Raw genomic sequence first — 24,452 nt, 5'->3', positions numbered from 1 at the left:
GGAACGACAGCGTGACCTACGTCATCGCGCAGCCTTGTGTCGACGTCAAGGACAAGGCGTGCATCGAGGAGTGCCCGGTCGACTGCATCTACGAGGGCCAGCGGTCCTTGTACATCCACCCGGACGAATGCGTCGACTGTGGTGCCTGTGAGCCGGTCTGCCCGGTCGAGGCGATCTTCTACGAGGACGACACTCCGGAGGAGTGGAAGGACTACTACAAGGCGAACGTCGAGTTCTTCGACGAGCTGGGCTCTCCCGGCGGTGCCAGCAAGCTGGGGCTGATCGAGCGCGACCACCCCTTCATCGCCGCGCTGCCGCCGCAGGGCGAGTGACCGTTTAGGCGCCAAGCGGCCCGCCACTTCGCGCCGCCTCGGTCCCGTACGGCCCGATCGCCCCGATCGCCGCCGTACGGGACCGAGGCGTTTTCGCCGCACCAGACGAAAGTGAGCCACTGACCGTGTCCGCAGTCTCCGACCGCCTTCCCGCGTTCCCCTGGGACAAGCTGGAGCCGTACAAGAAGACCGCCGCGGCCCACCCCGAGGGCATCGTCGACCTCTCCGTCGGCACCCCGGTCGACCCGGTGCCCGAGCTGATCCAGAAGGCCCTGATCGACGCGGCCGACTCCCCGGGCTACCCGACCGTGTGGGGCACCCCCGCGCTGCGCGACGCGATCACCGGCTGGCTGGAGCGTCGGCTGGGCGCCCGTGACGTCACCCACCGGCACGTCCTGCCGGTCGTCGGCTCCAAGGAACTGGTGGCCTGGCTGCCGACCCAGCTGGGCCTCGGCCCCGGCGACAAGGTGGCCTACCCGCGCCTCGCCTACCCGACCTACGAGGTCGGCGCCCGGCTGGCCCGGGCCGGCTACGAGGTCTACGACGACCCGCGCGAACTGGACCCGGCGGGCCTGAAGCTCCTCTGGCTGAACTCGCCGTCCAACCCCACGGGCAAGGTCCTCTCCAAGGAGGACCTGACCGGCATCGTGGCCTGGGCCCGCGAGCACGGCGTGCTGCTCGTCTCCGACGAGTGCTACCTGGAGCTGGGCTGGGAGGCCGACCCGGTCTCGGTCCTGCACCCGGACGTGAACGGCGGCTCCTACGACGGCATCGTCGCCGTCCACTCCCTCTCCAAGCGCTCCAACCTGGCGGGCTACCGCGCGGCCTTCGTCGCCGGCGACCCGGCCGTCCTCGGCCCCCTGCTGGAGATCCGCAAGCACGGCGGCATGATGACCTCCGCGCCGACCCAGGCGGCCGTGGTGGCGGCCCTCGGCGACGACGAACACGTCCGTGTCCAGCGCGAGCGCTACGCGGCCCGCCGGGAGGCCCTGCGGACCGCGCTGCTCGGTCACGGCTTCCGCATCGAGCACAGCGAGGCCAGCCTCTACCTGTGGGCCACCCGCGACGAGTCCTGCTGGGACACCGTCGCCCACCTGGCCGGCCTGGGCATCCTCGTGGCCCCCGGCGACTTCTACGGCGAGGCGGGCCGGAACTTCGTCCGCGTGGCCCTCACGGCGACGGACGAACGGATCCGGGCGGCCGCCGCCCGCCTGTGACACCCCGCGCCACCGCCGGCGCGCACGCGGGCCAAGGCCGACGGGCCCGGAGGGAACTCCGGGCCCGTCGGCGGTCGTGCGGTGGGGGTCAGCCGCCCAGCGGGAGACCCTTCGTCGGCAGGGACGACGTCGGCAGGCCGCCCTTGGCCAGCGCGTCCGTCGGCAGGCCGCCCTTCGTCGCCCCGGCGGCGGCGTCCCCGAGGACACCCCCGGCGGCGCCAGCCGCGTCCCCCGCGGCCTTCTGCGCCGCGGGCGCCGTCTTCTTCACGGCACCGCCGCCGGTCTTGCCCGCGGCCGGCACGGCCTGCTTGACGGCCTTGCCGCCCGTGTCGCCCACGAGGGAGGAGGCGTTCTGCGCGGCACCATCGACGGTGTTGCCCACGTGCGCCCCGTCCAGGGCCGTCAGGCCGCCCAGGTTCGGGGTGGCCGCCGGCAGGTTCGTGGCCGCACCGGCGGAGCCGGCCGCACCGACCCCGGCTGCCGCTCCCGCTGCGACGAGCAGCGCGGCACGGGCGATCCGGCGGGTCAGAGGGAGGGACATGATGCTCCATTCGACGGGAGAGAACGGTCTGTGTCCGGGCTCGTCTCCGCGCTCGGACGCCGTGACTACCGCTCGAAGTCCGCGAAGGTTGCGGACGCCCCAGGTAAAGAATGGATAACGCATCGCATTATCAGGTGTGGATAAAAACGGGCAAACAAGATCCGCCGGACAGCTCGCAGAATCCTTCCGGCCCTGAATTCCCAAGGGTTGCGGAACCCGGACCGCCACCCACGCGGAACGCTCGGCCGACCGGGCCCGCACAACCCCGAGGGGTGAGGCGCCGCACTACTGTCCGGTGACGATCCGGACCGCCCCCAGGGACTTCTCCGCGCCGGCCGTGCCGCCCGGCCGCGCCGTCCGCCACTCGTCGCCGTGCAGGCCGGCGGTCCACTCCCGCCCCGCGTACGACACCCGCTCGATGTGCAGCGCCGAGGAGTTGGCGACCGCCCACTGCGCCAGCTGCCAGCCCCGCTGCCGCTCGCCGCGCCCGGCCGCGTCGGCCCGGGTGCCCTCGGCCACCGGAACCGTCACCGTCCGCCCGTGCGCGGTCGCGGTCACGCTCGGCGAGGGGGACGGCGACGGCACGGGCGTACCGCCCACCACCGCACCGGTCTCCTGGAGCGCGTCCCGTCCGAAGTCCCGTACCAGCGCGGCCCGTACCGCGTCCGGACCGGTCGCCTCCGCCGTGCGCTCCGGGCGCCCGTCGCAGGTCAGTGTGGCCGCGGCCTGCCCGGTCAGCGCCGCCGCGAGCAGCGTGGCGTCCGGCTCGTGCTTGGCGTACGCCTCCGGGTAGCCGCTGCGCTGCACCCGCTGCGCGGCCACCGTCAGCGGCAGGCCCGCGTAGTCCGGCACCTTCGCCAGGTGCGCGTAGAAGATGCCCGCCGCGTAGGTGGGGTCCATGATCTGCCCCTCGGTGCCCCAGCCCTGCGAGGGGCGCTGCTGGAACAGACCCAGCGAATCCCGGTCGCCGTGCTCGATGTTGCGCAGCTCCGACTCCTGCAGAGCGGTCGCGAGGGCGATCGTCACCGCCCGCCGGGGCATCCCGCGCCCGGTGCCGACCGCGGCGATCGTCGCCGCGTTCATCGCCTGCTCCGGAGTGAAGTCGTACGACGCCCCGGCACCGGACGCCGACACCACGGTGCAGCCGCGCGCCGCGCCGCCCCCGGTGACGTACTGCACCACGAGGTAGGCGACGACGCCGCACAGGACCAACAGGGCCGCCAGGGAACGCAGGAGGCGGCCGCGACGCTTGGGACGGGTGGGAGACGGCTCTGACACGCGTACAAGGTACTGGAGCCCCCCGGGGGCCCGGCCGTGGGTCCGAAAAGCGCGGCGGGCGGGCCCGCGGAGATGGCGCGCTAGGGTCGGGACCATGGCCGACACCTCGCTTGACCTCTCGCTCGACGCCGCCCGGCTCACCGCGCAGCTCGTGGACTTCCGCTCCGAGAGCGGTACCGAGAAGCCGCTCGCGGACGCGATCGAGACCGCCCTGCGCGCCCTTCCGCACCTCACGGTCGACCGCCACGGCAACAACGTGATCGCCCGCACCCACCTGGGCCGCGCCGAGCGCGTGATCCTGGCCGGCCACATCGACACCGTCCCGATCGCGGACAACGTGCCCTCCCGCCTCGACGAGGACGGCGTGCTGTGGGGCTGCGGCACCTGCGACATGAAGGCGGGCGTGGCGGTGCAGCTGCGCATCGCGGCCACGGTCCCGGCCCCCAACCGCGACCTCACGTTCGTCTTCTACGACAACGAGGAGGTCGCGGCGGACCTCAACGGCCTCAAGCACGTGGCCGAGGCGCACCCGGAGTGGCTGGCCGGCGACTTCGCGGTCCTGCTGGAGCCCTCCGACGGCGAGGTCGAGGGCGGCTGCCAGGGCACCCTGCGGGTGCTGCTGCGGACCAAGGGCGAGCGGGCCCACTCGGCGCGCGGCTGGATGGGCTCCAACGCCATCCACGCGGCGGCCCCCATCCTGGCCAGGCTGGCCTCCTACGAGCCCCGCTACCCGGTCATCGACGGCCTGGAGTACCGCGAGGGGCTGAACGCGGTGGGCATCGGCGGCGGCGTCGCCGGCAACGTCATCCCCGACGAGTGCGTGGTCACGGTCAACTTCCGCTACGCCCCCGACCGCACCGAGGAGGAGGCGATCGCCCACGTCCACGAGGTGTTCGCGGACTGCGGCGTCGAGGAGTTCGTCGTCGACGACCACAGCGGCGGCGCGCTGCCCGGCCTCTCCCACCCGGCCGCGGCGGCCTTCATCGAGGCGGTCGGTGGCACCCCGCAGCCGAAGTACGGCTGGACGGACGTCTCACGCTTCTCCGCGCTCGGCATCCCCGCGGTGAACTACGGACCGGGCAATCCGCACCTGGCCCACAAGCGTGACGAGCGCGTGGCAACCGGGAAGATCCTGGCGGGCGAGGAGCGCCTGCGCGACTGGCTCACCGCGTAGCGCGGCGGGCCCGGCCGCGCGCCGGACACGCGCACTTCCCCCCTCTGTAACCCGCGTAGATCTAGGCTGAGCTCGAACCACCGGCAAGCGGAGGGAGCGCACATGGCGACCGGAGACCCCCACGGGAAGAAGCAGCCGCCGGACGAGCAGCGGCTCGGACCGGTCCTCCGACGGCGTGGCCAGGTGACGGCCAGCACCACGGACCAGCGGCTGCTGGACGCGGGTGGGCCCTCGGACTGGGTCCACACCGACCCCTGGCGGGTCCTTCGCATCCAGTCGGAGTTCATCGAAGGCTTCGGCACCCTCGCCGAACTCCCCCCCGCCATCAGCGTGTTCGGTTCCGCGCGGACCCCGGTCGACTCGGCGGAGTACGACGCGGGCGTCCGGCTCGGCCGGGGGCTGGCGGAGGCCGGCTGGGCGGTGATCACGGGCGGCGGTCCGGGCGCGATGGAGGCGGCCAACAGAGGCGCGTGCGAGGCGGGCGGCACCTCGGTGGGGCTCGGTATCGAACTGCCCTTCGAGCAGGGGCTGAACTCCTACGTCGACATCGGGCTGAACTTCCGCTACTTCTTCGTCCGCAAGATGATGTTCGTGAAGTACGCGCAGGGGTTCGTGGTCCTCCCGGGCGGCCTCGGCACCCTGGACGAGCTCTTCGAGGCCCTCACCCTGGTCCAGACCCAGAAGGTCACCCGCTTCCCGATCGTCCTGTTCGGCAGCGAGTACTGGGGCGGCCTGGTGTCCTGGCTGCGGGACACGGTGATCGCCCAGGGCAAGGCCGCGGAGAAGGACCTGCTGCTCTTCCACGTGACGGACGACGTGCAGGAGGCGGTGGCCCTGGTCTCGAAGGAGGCGGCCCGCTAGCGCCGCCCCCGGCCGGAGCCCCCGGCGGTCAGGCCAGGCCCCGCCTGGCCACCGCCGGGATCCGGTGGCCGGCGATGGACGCCACCATGTCCAGCACCTGCCGGGTCTCGGCCACCTCGTGCACCCGGTACACCTGCGCCCCGAGCCACGCGGACACGGCGGTCGTCGCGAGCGTACCGATCAGCCGCTCCTTCACCGGCCGGTCCAGCGACTCGCCGACGAAGTCCTTGTTGGACAGGGACACCAGCACCGGCCACCCGGTGCCGACCATCTCGTCCAGCCGCCGCGTCGCCTCCAGGCTGTGCCGGGTGTTCTTCCCGAAGTCGTGCCCGGGGTCGATGAGAACCGACTCCCGCGGCACCCCCAGCGACACGGCGCGCTCGGCCAGCCCCACGGTCACCCGCAGGATGTCGGCCACGACGTCGTCGTAGGACACCCGGTGCGGCCGGGTCCGCGGCCGCGCACCCCCGGCGTGCGTGCACACCAGCCCCACGCGGTGGCGCGCCGCGACCTCCGCGAGCGCCGGGTCGACCCCGCCCCACGCGTCGTTCAGCAGGTCCGCGCCCGCCTCGCACACCGCCTCGGCGACCTCGGCCCGCCAGGTGTCCACGCTGATGACCACGTCGGGGAAGCGGCGCCGCACCTCCGCGACGAAGCCCACCGTCCGGCGCGCCTCCTCCTCGGCGGTGACCTCCTCGCCCGGCCCGGCCTTCACCCCGCCGATGTCGATGATCGCGGCGCCCTCGGCCACCGCCTGCTCGACGCGCGCGAGGGCGGGCTCGTCGCGGAACGTGGCCCCCCGGTCGTAGAAGGAGTCCGGCGTCCGGTTCACGATCGCCATGATCACCGGCTCGTGGGGCCCGAATTCCCGCTTGCCCAGCCTGAGCATCCGCTGTGACCTCTCCTAGTACGTCCCGCAGTACGGCCGCCTGTGACCCTAACCGTCAGACTCGCATGGCACGATCGGACCCTGACAGTTACGACGTCCGGCACAGCGTCCGGCACAGAGCGTGGGGACCCCTGGCAATGGTGATGTTCTTGTTCCTGGTCGTCGCGCTGGCCGTCGTGGTCGCCGCGGTGACACTCGCGGTGGTGGGCGGCGGGGAGAGCGGCCCGCTGCCCGAGGCGGCCCCGGAGCGGCTGCGCGACCCGCTGCCGGCGGACCGCCCGGTGGGGCGCGCGGACGTGGAGAGCCTGCGCTTCCCGGTGGCCCCGCGCGGCTACCGCATGTCCGACGTCGACGACGCGCTGGGCCGTCTCGCCGCCGAGCTCGCCGAGCGGGACGCCCGGATCTCCGACCTGGAGTCCGCGCTGGCCGGGGCCCGGGCCGCCGTCGCGCACACCCGCCTGGACAAGCCGGGACCGGAGGACCGGCGATGAGCGCCGGGGACGCCGTGGCCGGGCCGGACGGAGCCCTGCGCTGCCCGTGGGCCCTGTCCACCGACGACTACGTGTCGTACCACGACGAGGAGTGGGGCCGCCCGGTCCACGGCGACGACGCGCTCTTCGAACGGCTCAGCCTGGAGGCCTTCCAGTCGGGCCTGTCCTGGATCACGATCCTGCGCCGCCGCCCGGGCTTCCGCGCGGCCTTCGCCGGCTTCCGCGTCGAGAAGGTCGCCGCGTTCACCGACACCGACCGCGAGCGCCTGCTGGCCGACCCGGGCATCATCCGCAACCGCGCCAAGGTCGACGCGACGCTGGCCAACGCGCGCGTGCTCGCCGACTGGGCGGAGGGCGAGCTGGACGCGCTGATCTGGTCGCACGCCCCGGAGCCGGCCGGCCGCCCCGCCCCGAAGACCCTCGCCGACGTCCCCGCGGTCACCCCGGAGTCGACGGCCCTGTCGAAGGCCCTGAAGAAGCGGGGCCTGAGATTCGTCGGCCCGACGACGGCGTACGCGCTCATGCAGGCCTGCGGACTGGTGAACGACCACCTGGAGACATGCGTGGCGCGGGTGTCCGGCCCGTCCGGCGGCTGAGGACGGGCCGGAGGGGACCGTCAGCGGCCCAGGTACTTCGGCTTCTCCTTGTTCACGAACGCCTGCACGGCGATCGCGTGGTCCTCGGAGGCACCGGCGCGCGTCTGGAGCTCGTCCTCCTTGTCCAGCGTCTCCGCCAGGGAGTGCGTCAGCCCGTAGGCCATCGCCTCCTTGATCGCCGCGTACGCCACCGTCGGCCCCTCGGCCAGCGCCCGCGCCGTCCGCTCCGCCTCGGCGCGCAGCTCGGCGGCGGGGACGACCCGGTTGGCGATCCCCAGCTCCAGCGCGTCCTGCGCGCTGATGCTGCGCGGGAAGAGCAGCAGGTCGGCGGCGCGGCCCGGGCCGATCACCCGGGGCAGCGTCCAGGAGATGCCGGAGTCGGCGGTCAGGGCCACGCCCGCGAACGACGTGTTGAAGGACGCGGTGTCCGCCACGACGCGGTGGTCCGCGGCGAGCGCGAAACCGAAGCCGGCGCCGGCCGCGACGCCGTTGACCGCGGCGACCACCGGCTTGGGCGCCCCGGCGAGGGCCCGCACGATCGGGTTGTAGTGGTCCTTGACCGTGTTCATCGTGTGCCTGGTCCCGGCCTCCCGGTCGCTGACGAGCAGCCCGATGTGCTCCTTGAGGTCCTGGCCCACGCAGAAGGCCCGCTCCCCGGCCGCGGTGAGCAGGATCGCCCGTACGGCCGTGTCCCCGGCCGCGGATTCCGCCGCCTCCCGGAGAGCGGACTTGGTCGCGATGTTCAGCGCGTTCATCGCTTCGGGGCGGTTCAGCGTGATCGTCGCGAGTCCGTCGCTCACCTCGTAGAGCACGGTGTCGGCCATGGCGCATCCCCTCCGGTCGCGGCTGGTGACGTACCGCTCGGTACGCCCCTGTCTGAGGACAGCATGGCGGAGATCGGCGGCCGGGGGTCGGAGCGGACGTGTGACCTGCGTCAAAGAAATCCGGAGCGGAGCCGGCGGACAAAGGTCCGTGCGGTGGCGCAGTATCGCAGCCACATCGCCGAATTGGGTGGTTTTGCTCGCGCGCGTTGCCCAAGCGATGCCGACTGATGTTGGTCATCGGGTCCTGCGATGCGGGATAATGGCTGGGAAGCAATGTGTTCGATGCCGGTGTCGCGTGTCCGCTTCGGACCGCGGGGGCCCTGCCTGGGCCGGCGGTAGACGATGAGCTGGGTTTCAGGAAGGGGAACGAGCATGGCGGCCATGAAGCCGCGGACGGGTGATGGCCCGCTCGAGGTGACCAAGGAGGGGCGGGGCATCGTCATGCGCGTTCCGCTCGAAGGCGGCGGTCGACTCGTCGTCGAGCTGACCCCTGACGAGGCCGAGGCGCTCGGCGACGCCCTCAAGAAGGTCGTCGTCTGACGACCCAGCGCTCTTGACCTTCCGGCTGCCCCGGCATCGTACGCGGTGTCGGGGCAGCCGCGTTCCGCGAGCCCCGCGCCCGGCGGGTCACCGCTTGACGGCGCACAGCAGCCCGTCGCCGACCGGCAGCAGCGACGGGATCAGCTCCCCGCTCTCGCGCACCGCGCGCAGCAGTTCCCGCAGCCGCAGGACCTCCGTGGGCTGCGGTCCCGAGTCGACGGTACGGCCGTTGGCGAAGACCCCCTCGAAGACCACCAGGCCGCCGTGCCGCAGCAGGCGCAACGATTCAGCGAGGTAGTCGAGGTACTCCAGCCGGTCCCCGTCGCAGAAGACCAGGTCGTAGCCGGCGTCCGCGAGCCGGGGCAGTACCTCCAGCGCGCGGCCGGGGATGAAGCGGGCCCGGTTGCTGGCGAAGCCGCAGGCGCGGAAGGCCTGCCGGGCGAACTGCTGGTGCTCCGGCTCCGGGTCCACCGTGGTGAGCACCCCGTCCGGACGCATGCCGTGCAGCAGATGGATTCCGGACACACCGCAGCCGGTGCCGATCTCGGCGACCGCCTTCGCGTCCACGGAGGCGGCGAGCAGTCGCAGCGCGGCGCCCGCGCCGGGCGACACCGAGCGCAGCCCTGCCTCGCGGGCCCGGTCGCGGGCCCAGCGCAGCGCTTCGTCCTCGGCGACAAAGGCGTCGGCGAACGCCCAGCTCGTCTGCCGGTTGGCGGTAATGACCCTCTCCCGTCCCCGTGGTTGCCTGGGCGTGACTGTATCCGTTGGCCTCGGGAACCCGCAGATGAGGCCGGACGTTTAGAGGGTTGAGCCGGTGGCCCGGGACCCGACGGGGGGTAAGAGGTGGATCAGGACGCCGAGCAACTGCTGACGCAGCCGTATGAGCCGTATCAGCGTGTATCAAATTCTCGTAAAACCGCTTATCCGGAGCTAACGGGCGAGGTGGCTATGGTAGGGGCTCCACTGGACACCACCAGAGCCGACAGGGGAGGTGCGGCTACGCCTGGGGATCGGGGCGGAGTGCTACGGCGCTTCCTCGGATCGGCGGGCAGGCCGAAATCCGTGACCGACACCGCTGCTGACAGCCGCGCCGCCGCCGCAGGCGACGCCCAGACCGCGACCTTCTCCACCGACGCGGACGGGCAGGCGTGGACTCCGCCCACGTGGGACGAGATCGTCAGTACGCACAGCGCCCGCGTCTACCGCCTGGCCTACCGTCTGACGGGCAATCAGCACGACGCCGAGGACCTCACGCAGGAGGTCTTCGTCCGTGTCTTCCGCTCCCTCTCGACCTACTCGCCGGGCACCTTCGAGGGCTGGCTGCACCGCATCACCACGAACCTCTTCCTGGACATGGTCCGGCGCAAGCAGCGCATCCGCTTCGACGCCCTCGGCGACGACGCGGCCGAGCGCCTGCCCAGCCGCGAGCCCACCCCGCAGCAGCTCTTCAACGACGCGCACTTCGACGCCGACGTCCAGCAGGCACTCGACACCCTGGCGCCGGAGTTCCGCGCCGCGGTCGTCCTGTGCGACATCGAGGGACTGTCCTACGAGGAGATCGCCGCGACCCTCGGCGTCAAGCTCGGCACGGTCCGCTCCCGTATCCACCGCGGGCGCTCGCAGCTCCGCAAGGCCCTCGCGCACCGCTCCCCGGAGGCCCGCGCGGCCGAGCGGCGCTCCTTCATGGCCCGTGTCCCCGCTCTGGGGGGAGGGGGCGCGACCGCGTGAGTGGATCTCGACCGAAACCTGTCGAGGAGGCACACCTCGCAGAGCAGCACCTGGGAGACCGGCTCTCCGCCCTGGTGGACGGAGAGCTCGGTCATGAGACGCGTGAACGCGTCCTCGCGCACCTGGCCACCTGCGCCCGGTGCAGGGCGGAGGCGGACGCACAGCGCCGGCTGAAGAACGTGTTCGCGGAGGCGGCCCCGCCTCCGCTCTCGGAGAGCTTCCTGGCCCGGCTCCAGGGCCTTCCCGGAGGAGGTGACCTCGACGGCGGCGGCACGCCGCCGCCCGGGGGAGGACTTCTCGGCGGGGCCCCGGGCACCGGGACCCCGGGAGTCTTCGGAGTGAGCCGTGACGAGCGCTTCGCGTTCGGGTACGTCCCGGCCCGCCCCGGCCACGCCGCCACCGTCCCGGAGGAGCGAGGCTTCCGCATACATCCCGTCGGCCGCCCGGACGACGGCCGCTCCGCCTCGCGCGGGATGCGGTTCGCAGTCGCCGCCGCCGGTGCGGTCTCGCTGGCCGCGGTCGCCCTCGGCGGCGTGACCACCGCCCTTCCCGGCGACCTGACCGGCGAGGCCCGCGGCTCCGGCACCGGCAGCAACGTCGTGCCCGCGCGCTCGGCGGGCACGGGTTCGGGGACAGGCGGTGGTGCCGGGGCGGCCACGCCCGACACCCAGCGCCGTCGTGCGGTCGGACCGCTGCTCGCCCCGGCCCCGGGCAGCGGGCAGCTCGGCCGGACGCCGGCGGCGCCGACCGCCATGTCCGCCCCCCTGGTCCCCGGCGTGGCCTCCCCGGCCGCGGGGCAGGACCAGGGCGACCTGGTGCGCGGCCTGACCACGCCGGTGATGGCCGGTGCGGCAGCCGTGTCCCCGCTCATACGCCCGCTGGACAAGACGGTGGCCCTCCCGCTCACCGACTTGTCCACGATTCCCGGCGCCACCGGCTCCGGTCTCCTGTCCGCCCCCGTCCCCGACAACGCCTCCGTTCCCTCGGTGTCTCCCGCCACACCTCAGCGAACCCCCTGACCGGCCCCTGCGCCACGGCCCGCGAACCTGGTTGAATCCGGTGAGGGCCGTGCCCGCGGCGATGACCCGGGGGCGCAGTCGACTTTCCGCGGCCGCCGTGCGAGCGTGCGGTCGCGGCCAGCCGTGGGGAGAGCATGAACGAGGGGAACCGTGTCCCGCCGGAGCCGGATCCGGCGGGAGCGGCGGGGACGACGCCGGCCGACTTCGAGTCGGTCCGTCCGGCGACCGCGCCCGACGTCGCGGCCGAGGGCGCCGGGGACTTCGAACTGGCGCGTCCCGTGCGGGTCCCGGCGGACGCCTGCGCGCCCGCCGGGGAGGCCGGCACGGGGGAATCCGCCTGGTCGGCGGCCGCCGAGCGGCCCAGGCCGCTGCACGACCCCGACCCCTACAGCACCCCTCCGTACGGTGAGCCCGGCCCATGGGCCCCGGCCCCGCCGGTACAACACCCCTCGACCACCCCGGCGCAGGGCACGGCCGTGCTTCCGCCGGGTATGCCCGCGGCTCCCGCGCCGGTGCCGGTTGCGCCTGAACCGGCGCAGGGCACGGGCATCCTTCCGCCGGGCATGCCCGCGGCGCCGCCGTCGGCTTCCGCGCCAGGGCTGGTGGCGCCTGAACCCGCTCCCGGCACGGCCGTCCTCCCGCCGGGTATGCCCGCGACGATGCCCGCGGCTCCCGCGCCGGTGCCGGTTGCGCCTGAACCGGCGCAGGGCACGGACATCCTTCCGCCGGGCATGCCCGCGGCGCCGCCGTCGGCTTCCCCGCCAGGGCTGGTGGCTCCGGGAACGGCACACGACACCGCCGTACCCGCGCCCAGGGGCGCCGCTCCCGTGGCGCCCGAGGCGGCGCACGCCACAGCCGTACCCGCTCCCGGCGCCTCGGAGCCGGAGGGACAGGGGCCCTGGGGGCGGTACGACCCCTGGGCCGCCGGTGCGGCCGAGGAGCAGCCGGCCGGGCACGGGCCGCTGCAGCAGACCGGTGCCGCCGTGGCGACGGCCGGGCAGCGGCGCCGACGGGCCAGGCGGCTGGCGGTGGGGTGGACGCTGCTGGTCGCCTGTGTCTCCGCGGCCGTCGGCGGCGTCGCGGGCGCGTACGTCGAGCGCGAGGGACTGGGCGGCGAGGTGCACCTGCCGCAGGCCGGGAGCGTGCCCGCCGGACGCGCGCCGGACAGCGTGGCCGGGATCGCCGCCCGCGCCCTGCCCAGCGTCGTCACCCTGCACGTCACCGGCGCCGACGAGGCGGGTACCGGCACCGGCTTCGTGCTCGACGGCCAGGGGCACATCCTCACCAACAACCACGTCGTCGAGCCCGCCGGATCCGGCGGCGAGATATCCGTGTCGTTCAGCACCGGCGACACCGTCAAGGCCAAGGTCGTCGGCCGTGACAGCGGCTACGACCTCGCCGTGGTCCAGGTGCACGGCGTGCACGGCCTCACCCCGCTGCCCCTCGGCAACTCCGACGACGTCCGGGTCGGCGATCCCGTCGTCGCCATCGGCGCCCCCTTCGACCTGGCCAACACCGTGACCTCCGGCATCATCAGCGCCAAGGAGCGGCCCATCACGGCCGGCGGCGAGAAGGGCGACGGCAGCGACGTCAGCTACGTCGACGCCCTCCAGACCGACGCGCCCATCAACCCGGGCAACTCCGGCGGCCCGCTGCTCGACTCCCGGGCCCGGGTCATCGGCATCAACTCCGCCATCCGCTCCGCCGGCAGCGGCTCCGGGTCGGGCGGCGGCCAGGCCGGCTCCATCGGACTCGGCTTCGCCATCCCCGTGAACCAGGCCAGGCGGGTCGCCGAGGAACTGATCAACGACGGCCGGGCCACCCACCCGGTGATCGGCGTCACCCTCGACATGGGCTACACGGGTGACGGCGCCCGCATCGACGACAAGAGCGCGGGCGGCGGACCCGCCGTCATCAAGGGCGGCCCCGGCGAACGGGCGGGTCTCGAGGGCGGCGACGTCATCACCGAGGTCGGCGGCGAGCGCGTGCACAGCGGCGAGGAGCTGATCGTGAAGATCCGCGCCCACCGCCCCGGCGACCGGCTGCGCCTGACGGTCGAACGCGGGGGGACCGACCGGGAGGTCTCACTCGTCCTGGGCGCCTCGGAGCAGAACTGACAGAAGTCTCACCTCGGGACGGTACCGGTCGGACGGGAACGCCGGGTACCGTTGAGCGACCGAGGACATCGCAAGGAGCGTCAGGTGTTCAATGACATAGGACCACTCGAGCTGGTGACGATCGTCGTGCTCGCCGTGCTCGTCTTCGGTCCGGACAAGCTCCCGAAGGTCATTCAGGACGTCACGCGCACGATCCGGAAGATCCGCGAGTTCTCGGAGAGCGCCAAGGACGACATCCGCACCGAACTGGGCCCGGAGTTCAAGGACTTCGAGTTCGAGGACCTCAACCCCAAGACGTTCATCCGCAAGCAGCTGGACAACGAGGACCTCGGGCTGAAGGAGATCCGCAACGGCTTCGACCTGAAGAAGGAGATGGCCGAGGTCACGGATGCCGTCAACAGCCGGGACAACGGGTCCGCGGGCTCTTCCTCCTCGGGCGGGCGTATCGACATGACCAAGAAGCCCGAGGAACCCGGCGAGGACCACCGGCCCCCCTTCGACGCGGACGCCACCTGACCCCCGCCTCCTCCCGCCCTTCCGCGCCCGCGTGTCGACACGCGGGCGTCGGCGTATCCCGCGCACGTGACGCGTCTCATAGCGCGCACCCGTCGCACACGGCCTGATCAGGCCGTTCGCCCGACCCACGCCTCCAGCACCTGCCCTGCGGCCCGCACAGGTGTGGATATGCTGCCGAGTTGTTGTGCGGACCGGACGCGTACGCCCGAAGGGGGGCGGGCCACGCCGGTCCGACGAGAGCGAGGAGGCGTCCGGGCAGATGGAGACGACGAGTCGGGTGGGCGCGCAGACGCCGGCCGCGGAGGGCGGACAGCAGCTCCCCTCCGCCCGGCGTACGGTCGACGGTTACCTGCTGGCGCCCTTCCCGTGGTACGGCCTCGACGAGGCGTTCACCGGGCCGCGCTGGCTGATGCAGGTCGGTACGGCGGCCGACGGCGCCGTGGAGCACGGTTCGATCGGGCACGGTGACGAGCCCTCGGTGCGGGGCGAGGCCCTCGCGGCCGGTGAGACCCGGGAGAAGTTCGCCGTCGTGGTCACCGTCGCCGAGCATCCGTCCCGCAGGAGCGCGGACGGCACGGGGCTGCTGGAGGCGACCTCGGTGTCCTCGGCGGCATGGCTGGCCGGGGTGGGACTGCTGTCCTTCACCTGGCCCGGGCAGATGGACCACACCCTGCGGGACGACTGGCTGGACCAGCAGACGGAGACCGCCTGGGCGCTGGCCGACGATCTGGACGGCTCCGAGTGGTCCACGCTCTCGCTGCCGGTGGACGGGGTGGCGGTGCCGTTCCACTACCGGGAGTCGGAGTTCGGCTGGGTGCTCGCCGGTACGACCGGGGCGGGCGTGCACCTGGGGGCGTACGGGCGGGGGATGAGCGCGTACGGGCTCGGCTTCGCCGTGGTGAAGGACGTCGCCGCCTACGCATGACGAAGGGGGCGCCGGCGGTACGCGGCGCCCCCTTCGCCGTACGGCGTTCGAGTGCGGTGCCTCAGAACATCCAGCGACATTGCCGATGCGGCATGCTCAAGGCCCGCATGGAGCATGACCAGGCAGACCCAGCCACCGACGTAAATTACCCTGCCTGTTGACGGCGTTCGACAGAGGTCTTTTTTTCTTTGGTGCTCGTTGCCTTGCTCGGGCAGCACCATGGCGCGGGCGAACTCGGTCGGCCGCTGACACAAGTGCTCAGCGATCGAGGGCCGTTGTGAGCAGACGGGGTCAGCTGCGGTGGCCGGGCCGATTCAGACGAGCCAGGAGCAGAGCGACGTCGTCGCCCAGGCCGTGAGCCTTCTGCGTACCGTCGAGGAGGTCGTCGACAACGGTCTCCAGGTCCGCCGTGGGAGCGCCTCGCAGACCTCGGAGAAACCTCTCGGTGCCCTGGTCGATGTCCTTGTTCACGGCCTCGAGCAGGCCGTCGGTGGTCAGTGCGAGCACGCTGCCGGGAGCGATGCGAAGGCGGGTGGTGGGGTACCGCTGCTCCCGGTCGATTCCCAGAGGGAGGCCGCCGGGGACCTCCAGGAGGCGCGGCGGTTTGCGGGGCGTGATCAGCGCTGGGGCCGGATGACCAGCCCGGCACATCCGGAGCGTTCCGTCGAAGGGGTTGAGTGCTATGTAGCAGCATGTGGCGAACAGGGCCATGTCCGGGTCGGTGTTCAGCTCGGCCAGCAGGCGGTTGGTTCGTTCCAGGACGGCCGCGGGCGGGTGCCCTTCGTTCGCGTAGGCATGCACGGCGGTACGCAGCCGCCCCATGAGAGACGCGGCGTGAACGCTGTGTCCCTGCACATCTCCTATGACCAGAGCCACGCCACCGTCGGGCAGGCTGATGGCGTCGTACCAGTCGCCACCGATCCACATGCCGGAGGTGGCAGCCTGGTAGCGGGCGGCGATGGTCACACCCGGCACGGTGAGCGGCCCGCGCGGCAGCATGCCACGCTGGAGCTCGGTGGCGAGTGCATGTTCCGACTCGTACATGCCGGCTCGCTCCAGTGACTGGGCGAGCAGTCCCATGGCGGCGACCAGGAGGGCCCGCTCCTCGGTCAGAAATTCCTGCGGCTCAGGGAAACTGACGAGGCAGGAGCTGGCGCGGCCGCGCGAGTCCGTGAGCGGCACTGCCGCCCATGCCTGCGGGGCCGACTGCGCGAGCGGTGCCAGGTGCGGATGACCGGTGATCAGTGCGTCCGCGGAGCCAACGAGAACGGGCGCCCTCCGGTCGAGTGACTCCTCCACGAGTGTGCGGGCCGTGGCGTCGAGGTCTCGAAGGGAGTCCTCCTTCTGCTCGTCGTCGGCGCACGAGGCGACGACGGTCAACCGGTTCCCTACCGGGGCGATCACCGCAAGTGCGTCCGCTCCGAAGGTACGCAATCCTGCTTGTGCGGCGGTCATGATGTCCTTGACCGTCACCGCGGCGGCCAGAGCCGAGGTCAGCTCCCGCATCCAGCGGTCACGGGTGGCGCGCTCGTACAACCGCCGCTTCTCCGCCTCGTGGCGTTCATGGACGGCCGTGGTGTCCATGACCACTCCGACCATGCGGGCCGGCAGCCCGTCAGCGCCGGGCAGGACGCGGCCCCGGGCTTCCAGGGACCTGTGCCGGCCGTCGTTGGAGGTGACGCGGTACTCGATCTGGTAGTTGCCGCAGGATTCCGCGATCAGACCCAAGGCATCGCGCACATCGGCCAGATCGGACTCGTGCACGGCGGCCAGGAAGCTCGTGATGTCCGACGGGCCGTTCTCGGGCATGCCGTGCAGCGCGAGGGTGAGCGGATCGCAGCTCACCTCGCCTGTGGCGATCTCCCAGCAGTAGAAGCCCGCCTGCACGATGCTCGCGCTGGCCTGGAAGGCGCCGGAATCAGACTCGTCTTCCCGGAATACGGCAGTACGCACCGACCCGACGTCTTTCACTAGATCTCCCTGCCGCGGCGTGAACTACTTCCCTCTGAGGGATCAACGGTGCTCAACCGGATCGGCCACGCACTGTAGTGGGTGGCCGATGGAAACCAGCCAGTGAGGCGACTTGAGACCTTACGGGACTGCGACACTATCCCCTCCAATAGGTGAACGGGGGGCTCGCAGCTGAATGCGCTCCCGCTCTTCCAGGGAAGATCGCCTGAGCGAGCCGGGTGTGGCCGGATCGTGCGCATGGTAGTGACTTTACGGATCTTGTGCCAGACACCCCAGCTGGCAGACCGCGTCGGCCAGGCGTGCAAAGGGGGTTCTTCCGCCCGGACCATGCCGGTCGCTTGACGCGCGGCACTGGTGGGCTGTCGGCGTGCCGTTCCCGGACGCCTTGGGTCTTGTCCAGGCCGAGCACACCGACGGCTCGGCTCGGGACCGCCGCGGCGGCCACTCCGCCGAGTGCGCTGCCCGGCTCAGCCGCCGGCCCGGTCCAGGGCACTCTGCAGGGACTGCTTGTAGCCCGCGCTGGTGTACGTGGCGCCGGACACCGTGTCGATGTCCGCGCTCTGCGCCTGCAGCGTCTCCTGATTGAGCTTGGGGACGGCCGTGGAGTTGATGTCCCTACTGCGCGCCGTTTCATCGGGAGACTGGACGGCGCTCGCTCCGGTGATCTTGCTGCCGGTGAGGGTGATCCGCACCTGGACCGGGCCGTACTTCGTCTGAGCCGTGGCGCCGGCGACGGTACGAGTGGTGGGGGCGGCCGAGGTGGTCTTCGGGGCGGAGGCAGCGCTGCTGGTTCTCGTGGGGGCGGACGATGCCGCGTGCGACGTGCTCGCGGAGGGGGAAGAGGGGGGAGTGTGCCTCTTCTTCGGTGTCCTCGACGGGGACGGCGAGGCGGACACGGAGTGCGCGGACACCGACGGAGACAGGGACACGGTGGCGTTCGACGTCATCGCGGGCTCGGCCTGTGCCAGCGAGGGGTCAGTGGTCGGCTTGAGCGCGAGCAGCAGCACAATGCCGGAGACCGTGCCGACGGTGGCCAGCAGCGCGTGACGGAGCGGATGCCTCTTCTTCATGAGACTCCCAGCGCGTCAGTGATATGGAGCGTCACAGCTCTGCCTCAGAACTCGAAGGACTCATGGTGGATGCGGCGGTGCGGGGCCCTTGCCTCGCGGAGTGCGGCGTAGGACTACTCGGCCAGTCCCGGAGGACCGCACAGGTAGACGTCGTGACTGGCGATGTCCGGCAGGATCCTGCGCAGCATCTTCGCGGTGATCGCGGGCCGTCGCCCGCCCGGACCGTTGACCGCGTACAGCAGCTGGGCCCCGCGTTCGTCCGCGATCTCCTCTGGTTCGTCCCGCAAGGCCAGTTCCTGGGCCGTGCGGGCCCTGTAGAGGAGCGTCAGGTCGCCGGGTGCGCCGGGTAGCGTCTCGAGCAGGGCCCGCAGGGGTGTGACGCCGGCGCCCCACAACCGCGCAACCATATTTGTGTGCCGCCTGCCCGCAGATGGACACCCACATCCAGATCGGCCCGACGGGCAAGAAGCTGCTGCCCCTGACGGTGAAGAACACGGGCCCGACACCGGCATCGAGCGGTCACTCGCACTGAGGCGTACGCGGCCGCCGGCTCCTGGAGAGCTTGCACAGCCGAGCCCCCTCCCCGGCAGGGAGGGGGCTTTGTGCTGGTCGGAGTAGCTTCGCGGCGCGTTGTCTTGCTCGGGCGAGGGGGCCGTTGCTAAGCCTGGGGCACTCGACTCCAGGGAGCCCGTCGTGCCTCAAGAGCCCCCTCTGCCCGTCCCTCCGCGTTCGCGCGTCCGGGCATTCGCCTGTGCCGTCGTGGCCGTCGCCCTCGTGACGCTCAGCGCCGCGACGAGTCCCCCCGACACGGAAACCCGGACCGCGGCGGACCCGGCCGCCGTGGTCCGTGAGTGGAACGCCGTCGCCACCGACACGATCAAGGCCAGTCTCGGCCCGCGCCCCTCCGGGCAGGGGGCGATCTGGGAGGGGTTCGTCTCGGTCGCCGTGTACAACGCCGTCGTGGGGATCGAAGGCGGCTACGCCCTGTACCAGTGGCACGAGCGCGGTCCGGCCAAGGCGTCCTCCGCGGCGGCCGCCGCCACCGCCGCCCATGACGTGCTGCTCACCTACTTCCCCGCCTTCAAGGAGCGGCTCGACACCGCCTACGCGGACTCGCTCGCCGCTCTTCCGGCCGGCCGGGCCAGGGACCTGGGCGTCGGCTACGGCAAGCGCGCCGCCGCCCGCATCGTCGAACTCCGGGAAGGGGACGGCAGGTTCGCGGACGTTCCGTTCACCGCTGCCCCGGCACCGGGGGTCTGGCGGCCCACCCCGCCCGCGTTCCAGCCCTTCATCGACACCTGGCTCGCCAGGCTCCGTCCCCTCGTGCTCGCCTCTCCGCAGCAGTTCCGCCCCGGCGCGCCGCCCGCCCTCTCCTCGGCCGCCTACGCCGCGGACGTCCAGGAGCTGAAGGCCATGGGCGCGAAGACCGGCTCGGGCCGGAACGCGCAGCAGACCGAGACCGCCCTCTTCTTCAGCGGCAACCTCGTGGAACAGGTGCAGACGGCCGTGCGGGACCATGCCGCCCGGCATCGGCTCGGCATCGCGGAGACGGCCCGGCTGTTCGCCGCGGTGAACGCGTCGGCGACCGACGCCGTCATCACCGCGTGGGACGCCAAGCTCCACTACGGCTCCTGGCGGCCGATCACCGCCATCCGCCTCGCCGACACCGACGGCAACCCCGCGACGACGGCGGACCCGGCCTGGGAGCCGCTGCTCCTCACTCCACCCCACCCGGACTACGTCGCCGGCCACACGACCGTCGCCGCCGCCGTGGCACGCGCCCTGACCGGCGTCCTCGGCACCTCGCGCATCGACCTTTACGTGCCCTCCGACGTCACCGGCACCACGCGGTTCTACGGTTCCGCCGACGACTTCGACCGGGACGTCGAAGACGCCCGGGTGTGGGGCGGCGTCCACTCCCGTACGGCCGACACGGCCGGCTCCCGGGCCGGCACCCGTGTGGCCGCCTGGGCGCTGGACCACTACTTCCAGCCTGTCCCCGGGGACCGCACCGCCCACGACCGATCCGCGTGAAGCCACGGATCAGGAGCTGCCCGTAACGCTTTGACCGGGTCGTGGGCGGAGTGCGGGTGTCCGCCCACCCCGGTCGCCTTCACGCGTCGGCGTCCTACTCCGACGCCGTGAACGCCTCGGGGCCCTGCTGAACCGCCGCCGGGTCCATCCACATGACCTGCCAGCCGTGGCCGTCGAGGTCGAAGAAGCTGCGCGCGTACATGAAGCCGTGGTCCTCGGCGCCGTCCGCCTCCACCCCGCCCGCCGCGAGCGCGGCGGCGCTGACCGCGTCGACCTCGTCGCGGGACGACACGCTGAAGCAGTACAGCGTCAGCGCGTGCGTGGTGGGATCGGCCATCGGCAGCTTCGAGAGCTCCGCGAACTTCTCGCGGCTGAGCAGCATGACGAAGGCCTGCTCGCCGACCAGCATGCAGGCGGAGGTCTCGTCGGTGAACATCGGGTTGAAGCCGAACCCGAGCTTGGCGAAGAACGCCTTGCTGCGCTCCAGGTCCGCCACGGGGATGTTCACGAACAGCATGCGGCCGGGGTGTGCGGGGTGGGTCATGGCGGGTCTCCAGTCGGTGGCTCGACGGCGTACGGCTGGGTAGACCGGCCCGTCCGCCGGAACTCATCGGCCCTCCGTGTTCCGCTTGGGCCGGTTGACGGACTTCGTGCCCTCCGACCGGTTGACTTCCTTGGTGGGGTCGGGGACCGGTCCTCCGGGCGGCTGAGATGCTGCGCGCATGACTCCCGGGACCGGCACCGCCGAGAGCCCGGCACGGGCGCGGCTCGTCCTGCTGACACTCGCCGCCGGTCAGTTCCTGATGGCGCTCGACAGCTCCGTCATGAACGTCTCGATCGCGGCGGTGGCCGCCGACGTCGGCACGACGGTGACCGGGATCCAGGGTGCCATCACGGCATACACGCTCGTGATGGCGATGTTCATGATCCCCGGCGGCAAGGTCGGGGCGCTGATCGGCCGCAGGCGCGCGTTCATGATGGGCTGCTGCGTCTACGGATGCGGGTCTCTGATCACGGCGTTCGCGCCGAATCTCCCCGTGCTGCTGGTCGGCTGGTCGTTCCTGGAGGGCATCGGGGCGGTGCTCATCCTGCCCGCGGTCGTGGCGCTCGTGGCCGGCAACTTCCCCACCGAACGACGTGCCGCCGCCTATGGACTCGTCGCGGCCGCGGGTGCCGCGGCGATCGCGCTCGGACCGCTCATCGGCGGTTTCGCGGCGACGTACCTCTCGTGGCGATGGGTGTTCGCCGGTGAGGTCCTGGTGGTGATCGCGATCCTGCTGCCGGCTCGCCGTCTCGCCGACGTACCGAGCGGCAGGCGTCCGCACATCGATCTCGTCGGCACCGTGCTGTCCGCGCTCGGGCTCGGGACCTTCGTCTACGGTGTGCTCCGCTCGGACGAATGGGGCTGGTTCCGGCCGAAGCCCGAGGCGCCGTCGTGGCTCGGCGTCTCGCTGGTCATCTGGCTGATGCTGGCGGGAGTGCTGCTGATCCGGCTCTTCCTCGCCTGGGAGGCCCGCCTCGTGGCGCGGCACCGGGAACCGCTCATCGCCCCGGCCCTGCTGCGCAACGAGCAGCTCACCGGCGGTTTGACGATGTTCTTCTTCCAGTACCTCGTCCTGATGGGCGTGTTCTTCGTCGTACCGCTCTATCTGTCGGTCGCTCTGGGCCTTTCCGCGCTCGCGACCGGCGTGCGGCTTCTGCCGCTGTCCCTGACGCTGGTGGCCGCCGCGACCCTCGTCCCGCGCCTCCTCCCGGACGTCTCACCGAGACGGGTGGTGCGCGTCGGGATCGTCGCGGTGTTCGCGGGCGCCGTGACGCTCATGGCCGCCCTCGACTCGGGCGCCGGAGCGGAGATCGTCACGGTCCCTCTCCTGCTCGTCGGCAGCGGTATGGGCGCGCTGGCGTCCCAGCTCGGCTCCGTCACCGTCTCCGCGGTGCCGGACGAGCAGAGTGCGGAAGTCGGCGGCGTGCAGAACGCCGTGACCAACCTCGGTTCCTCCCTCGGCACGGCACTGGCGGGATCGATTCTGCTCGCCGTACTCACCTCGTCGTTCCTGGCGAGCGTCGAGCAGGATCCGGCGATCCCGGCCAGGGTGAAGAACGAGGCGGCGGTCGAACTGCGAAGTGGCGCGACGTTTCTGTCGGACGCGCAGCTCAAGAGCGCCCTCGACGAAGCAGGTACACGTGAGAGCGTGGCCCGGGCGGCACTGGAGGCCAACGCCGACGCCCGGCTGGACGGCCTGCGCGCCACGCTCGCGATCCTGGCGTTCTCCTCCGCCCTGGCGCTGTACTTCACCTCGCGGCTCCCGACGTCCCAGCCCCGCTCGACGCGGCCCTGACCGGGACGCCGCCGCTCTGACGCCGTTCACCGATCGCCGGGCGGGTGAGGCGGATCGGAGGTCCAGCGGGCGCCGGTCCGGCGGCGGAAGGCGGTGACGGCGGCCTCGAGGGTGGGGAAGAAGTGGCGGGGGTCGACCGTCCGGGTGAGTCCGTACCGTTCGATCTTCCGGCGGACCGGGTCCTTCAGCTCGGCGAACACCAGGTGGACGTGTTCGGCGTTGAGAGTCTCGTCGAGGTCTTCGAGGACATCGGAGGCGGTGGTGTCCACGTCGGTGATCGGCTCCGCCGCGACGACGATCCAGCGGGGTGGAGGGTCGGTCCGTGCCAGCCGCAGGACCCGTTCCCGGAACGTCTTGGCGTTGGCGAAGATCAGGGGGGCGTCGAACCGGTAGATGACCAGGCCCGGCAGTCGCTCCGCCGGCGGGTACGAGCGCACGTCGTGGTAGCCCTCCAGGCCCGGCACGCGGCCCAGCACGGTTTCGTAGGGCCACCAGGCGCGCCGGAAGACGTTGAGCACCGACAGGGCGACGGCCACGGCGATGCCCGGCAGCACACCCAGCAGCGCCACACCGAGGAACGCGGTCATGCACAGGAAGAACTCGGCGTGGCGCTGCCGCCACAGCCGTACCGTCGCGGGCACGTCGGCCAGGGACAGCGACGCGCTGATGACGACGGCGGCGAGGGCGGGCTGGGGGAGATTGCGGAAGAGGCCGGGGAGCAGCACGAGCATCACGGCGATCAGCACGGCACCGACGACTCCGGTCAGCTGGCTCTTCGCGCCGGCCCGTTCGGCCACCGCGGTGCGCGAGCCGCTCGTGCTGACGGGAAATCCCTGGAACAGCCCGGCCGCCAGATTGGCGGCGCCGATGCCCGCCATCTCCCGGTTGCCGTGGACCTCCTGTCCCGTGCGGGCGGCGAAGGCGGAGGCGTTGGAGATCGTGTCGGCCAGGGACACCAGGGCGATACCCAGGGCGCCGCCGGCCAGGGGCGCCAGGTCGCCGAGCCGGACGTGGGGGAGGGTGAGGGGCGGAAGGCCCTGCGGCAGTACGCCGACGACGCTCACGCCGTGCGCGCCGAGGCCGAGGACGGTGGTGGCGACGATGGCCAGCACCACCATGACCAGGACCGCCGGGATCTTCGGCAGCAGGCGCTGGAGCACCAGGATCACCGCGATGCCGCCGATCCCCACGGCGGCCGCGGCGGGCACCAGGGCGCCGGCGGACAGTTTCCGGACCAGGCCGACGCACTCCTCCACCAGACTGCCCGTCTCGACCTTGAAGCCCAGCAGCTTGGGCAGCTGACCGATCAGGATGGTCAGCGCCAGGCCGTTCATGTAGCCGATCACCGTGGGTTTGGAGAGCAGGTCGGCGATGAAGCCGAGGCCGGCCACCGAGGCCAGGATCATCACGGCCGCGACCATGACCGCCAGCATCGAGCCCAGGGCGACCGCCCGGCCCGGGTCTCCGTCCGAGGCGGCCAGCGGCAGAACGGTGGCGGCGATCATGGGGCCGAGCGAGGAGTCCGGGCCGAGAACGAGGATGCGCGAGGGCCCGAAGACCGCGTAGCCGAGCAGGCACAGGATGGACGTGTACAGACCGGTGATCGGCGGGAGACCCGCGAGTTCCGCGTAGGCCATGCCCTGCGGTACCAGCAGCGTGGTGAGGACGATCCCCGCGATCACGTCCTTGACCAGCCACTCGCGCCGGTAGGAGGACATCGCGCGGACTCCGGGTACGGCCCGTAGCCGGATCATGGCGCCGCGCGGGCGGAGGTGACCGCTTGGCATGGGTCGTCGTTCTCCTCTGGCCGAACGGCTGCGGGACCGGTCACCCCCGCGTGGCGGGGTCGGATCCCGCCGCTTGCGCGTCCCGACATCGTCCGCCGGACCCGCCGGCGGGGCCTCACCCCCAGCGGGTGGTTCACCGGGTCCGGCATGTCCTCGGCCGGCGGGTCGGCGCCGATCTTCCGCGTGCGCGAGTGCTCCGCATA

The 24,452-nt window shown here is 72.2% G+C and carries 23 protein-coding genes and 1 pseudogene; 14 read left to right on the top strand and 10 right to left on the bottom strand.

The genetic code is table 11. The features are described 5' to 3' along the window. Positions 1-11 precede the first annotated feature (11 nt). Together fdxA and ACF08B_RS10585 are read left to right on the top strand one after the other, a co-directional pair. Positions 12-332, top strand: a complete 321-nt coding sequence (fdxA, locus tag ACF08B_RS10590) for a ferredoxin (RefSeq protein WP_018561461.1) — start codon at positions 12-14, stop codon at positions 330-332. Positions 333-457: 125 nt separating this feature from the next. Beyond that, positions 458-1,549 carry a bifunctional succinyldiaminopimelate transaminase/glutamate-prephenate aminotransferase gene (locus tag ACF08B_RS10585; RefSeq protein ID WP_093697449.1) on the top strand — a complete coding sequence of 364 codons (1,092 nt, stop codon included), beginning with the start codon at positions 458-460 and terminating at the stop codon, positions 1,547-1,549. A gap of 88 nt (positions 1,550-1,637) precedes the next feature. On the opposite strand, the gene ACF08B_RS10580 is transcribed toward ACF08B_RS10585, so the two are convergent. Beyond that, the gene (locus ACF08B_RS10580) at positions 1,638-2,090 is read right to left on the bottom strand and encodes an ATP-binding protein (RefSeq protein WP_073889257.1); all 453 of its coding nucleotides are present in this window, start codon (positions 2,088-2,090) and stop codon (positions 1,638-1,640) included. Positions 2,091-2,375: 285 nt separating this feature from the next. Further along, positions 2,376-3,368, bottom strand: a complete 993-nt coding sequence (locus ACF08B_RS10575; RefSeq protein ID WP_392316991.1) for a heavy metal transporter — start codon at positions 3,366-3,368, stop codon at positions 2,376-2,378. A gap of 94 nt (positions 3,369-3,462) precedes the next feature. Here ACF08B_RS10575 and dapE point away from each other — a divergent pair, with 94 nt between their 5' ends. Next, positions 3,463-4,542, top strand: coding sequence for a succinyl-diaminopimelate desuccinylase (gene dapE, locus ACF08B_RS10570; protein WP_392316990.1), 1,080 nt, complete (start codon positions 3,463-3,465; stop codon positions 4,540-4,542). Between the two features lie 102 nt (positions 4,543-4,644). Next, on the top strand, positions 4,645-5,403 hold the full coding sequence (locus ACF08B_RS10565) for a TIGR00730 family Rossman fold protein (RefSeq protein WP_392164995.1): 759 nt from the start codon (positions 4,645-4,647) through the stop codon (positions 5,401-5,403). Between the two features lie 28 nt (positions 5,404-5,431). Here the strand turns inward: ACF08B_RS10565 and folP are convergent, their stop codons facing one another. Next, the gene (gene folP, locus ACF08B_RS10560) at positions 5,432-6,292 is read right to left on the bottom strand and encodes a dihydropteroate synthase (protein WP_392316989.1); all 861 of its coding nucleotides are present in this window, start codon (positions 6,290-6,292) and stop codon (positions 5,432-5,434) included. Between the two features lie 137 nt (positions 6,293-6,429). Between folP and ACF08B_RS10555 the strand changes: the two genes are divergently transcribed. Continuing rightward, positions 6,430-6,783 carry a DivIVA domain-containing protein gene (locus ACF08B_RS10555; protein ID WP_392316988.1) on the top strand — a complete coding sequence of 118 codons (354 nt, stop codon included), beginning with the start codon at positions 6,430-6,432 and terminating at the stop codon, positions 6,781-6,783. Then, complete coding sequence (locus ACF08B_RS10550; RefSeq protein WP_392316987.1) at positions 6,780-7,379, top strand: DNA-3-methyladenine glycosylase I; 600 nt, start codon at positions 6,780-6,782, stop codon at positions 7,377-7,379. Before ACF08B_RS10555 ends, ACF08B_RS10550 begins: the two co-directional genes overlap by 4 nt. 20 nt (positions 7,380-7,399) lie before the next feature. Here the strand turns inward: ACF08B_RS10550 and ACF08B_RS10545 are convergent, their stop codons facing one another. Beyond that, positions 7,400-8,203 (bottom strand): enoyl-CoA hydratase/isomerase family protein, encoded by an 804-nt coding sequence (locus ACF08B_RS10545; RefSeq protein WP_392316986.1) that lies wholly within the window; start codon positions 8,201-8,203, stop codon positions 7,400-7,402. 372 nt (positions 8,204-8,575) lie between these two features. On the opposite strand from ACF08B_RS10545, the gene ACF08B_RS10540 reads away from it, so the two are divergent. After that, a complete protein-coding gene (locus ACF08B_RS10540) occupies positions 8,576-8,743 on the top strand; it encodes a DUF3117 domain-containing protein (RefSeq protein ID WP_018544333.1) in 168 nt (55 codons plus the stop codon). A gap of 87 nt (positions 8,744-8,830) precedes the next feature. Here ACF08B_RS10540 and ACF08B_RS10535 read toward each other — a convergent pair whose 3' ends face one another. Continuing rightward, positions 8,831-9,529 carry an O-methyltransferase gene (locus ACF08B_RS10535; protein WP_073889271.1) on the bottom strand — a complete coding sequence of 233 codons (699 nt, stop codon included), beginning with the start codon at positions 9,527-9,529 and terminating at the stop codon, positions 8,831-8,833. A gap of 234 nt (positions 9,530-9,763) precedes the next feature. Between ACF08B_RS10535 and sigE the strand changes: the two genes are divergently transcribed. The 5 genes from sigE to ACF08B_RS10510 all read left to right on the top strand — a co-directional run bounded on the left by sigE (position 9,764) and on the right by ACF08B_RS10510 (position 15,048). Next, complete coding sequence (gene sigE / locus ACF08B_RS10530) at positions 9,764-10,471, top strand: RNA polymerase sigma factor SigE (protein ID WP_073889272.1); 708 nt, start codon at positions 9,764-9,766, stop codon at positions 10,469-10,471. Further along, positions 10,468-11,490 (top strand): anti-sigma factor family protein, encoded by a 1,023-nt coding sequence (locus ACF08B_RS10525; protein ID WP_392316985.1) that lies wholly within the window; start codon positions 10,468-10,470, stop codon positions 11,488-11,490. Before sigE ends, ACF08B_RS10525 begins: the two co-directional genes overlap by 4 nt. A 134-nt stretch (positions 11,491-11,624) precedes the next feature. Beyond that, a complete protein-coding gene (locus tag ACF08B_RS10520) occupies positions 11,625-13,607 on the top strand; it encodes a trypsin-like peptidase domain-containing protein (protein ID WP_392316984.1) in 1,983 nt (660 codons plus the stop codon). A gap of 84 nt (positions 13,608-13,691) precedes the next feature. Further along, positions 13,692-14,123 carry a sec-independent translocase gene (locus tag ACF08B_RS10515; protein WP_093474954.1) on the top strand — a complete coding sequence of 144 codons (432 nt, stop codon included), beginning with the start codon at positions 13,692-13,694 and terminating at the stop codon, positions 14,121-14,123. Positions 14,124-14,382: 259 nt separating this feature from the next. After that, positions 14,383-15,048: a hypothetical protein gene (locus ACF08B_RS10510; RefSeq protein WP_176985585.1), complete on the top strand. Its 666-nt coding sequence runs from the start codon at positions 14,383-14,385 to the stop codon at positions 15,046-15,048. Between the two features lie 291 nt (positions 15,049-15,339). Here ACF08B_RS10510 and ACF08B_RS10505 read toward each other — a convergent pair whose 3' ends face one another. From ACF08B_RS10505 to ACF08B_RS10495, 3 genes and pseudogenes are all read right to left on the bottom strand, one after another. Then, positions 15,340-17,001 (bottom strand): SpoIIE family protein phosphatase, encoded by a 1,662-nt coding sequence (locus tag ACF08B_RS10505; RefSeq protein ID WP_392316983.1) that lies wholly within the window; start codon positions 16,999-17,001, stop codon positions 15,340-15,342. 485 nt (positions 17,002-17,486) lie between these two features. Beyond that, positions 17,487-18,089, bottom strand: a complete 603-nt coding sequence (locus ACF08B_RS10500; protein ID WP_392316982.1) for an FMN-binding protein — start codon at positions 18,087-18,089, stop codon at positions 17,487-17,489. Positions 18,090-18,133: 44 nt separating this feature from the next. Continuing rightward, positions 18,134-18,529 (bottom strand): annotated as a pseudogene (locus tag ACF08B_RS10495) (ferric reductase); the annotation flags it as partial. A gap of 319 nt (positions 18,530-18,848) precedes the next feature. On the opposite strand from ACF08B_RS10495, the gene ACF08B_RS10490 reads away from it, so the two are divergent. Next, a complete protein-coding gene (locus ACF08B_RS10490; protein WP_392316981.1) occupies positions 18,849-20,123 on the top strand; it encodes a vanadium-dependent haloperoxidase in 1,275 nt (424 codons plus the stop codon). A 94-nt stretch (positions 20,124-20,217) separates the two neighbouring features. Here the strand turns inward: ACF08B_RS10490 and ACF08B_RS10485 are convergent, their stop codons facing one another. Further along, positions 20,218-20,667 carry a VOC family protein gene (locus tag ACF08B_RS10485; RefSeq protein WP_392316980.1) on the bottom strand — a complete coding sequence of 150 codons (450 nt, stop codon included), beginning with the start codon at positions 20,665-20,667 and terminating at the stop codon, positions 20,218-20,220. A 178-nt stretch (positions 20,668-20,845) separates the two neighbouring features. On the opposite strand from ACF08B_RS10485, the gene ACF08B_RS10480 reads away from it, so the two are divergent. Then, positions 20,846-22,462, top strand: a complete 1,617-nt coding sequence (locus ACF08B_RS10480; protein ID WP_392316979.1) for an MFS transporter — start codon at positions 20,846-20,848, stop codon at positions 22,460-22,462. A 26-nt stretch (positions 22,463-22,488) separates the two neighbouring features. On the opposite strand, the gene ACF08B_RS10475 is transcribed toward ACF08B_RS10480, so the two are convergent. Then, entirely contained in the window at positions 22,489-24,249 is a 1,761-nt protein-coding gene (locus ACF08B_RS10475; protein ID WP_392316978.1) for a SulP family inorganic anion transporter, read from the bottom strand. Positions 24,250-24,452 lie beyond the last annotated feature (203 nt).

The organism is Streptomyces sp. NPDC015139 (assembly GCF_043079785.1).
Classification (GTDB): Bacteria; Actinomycetota; Actinomycetes; order Streptomycetales; family Streptomycetaceae; genus Streptomyces; species Streptomyces albidocamelliae.
The sequence above is the reverse complement of the archived record's forward strand: the minus strand, read 5'-3'. Positions and strand labels throughout refer to the sequence as shown.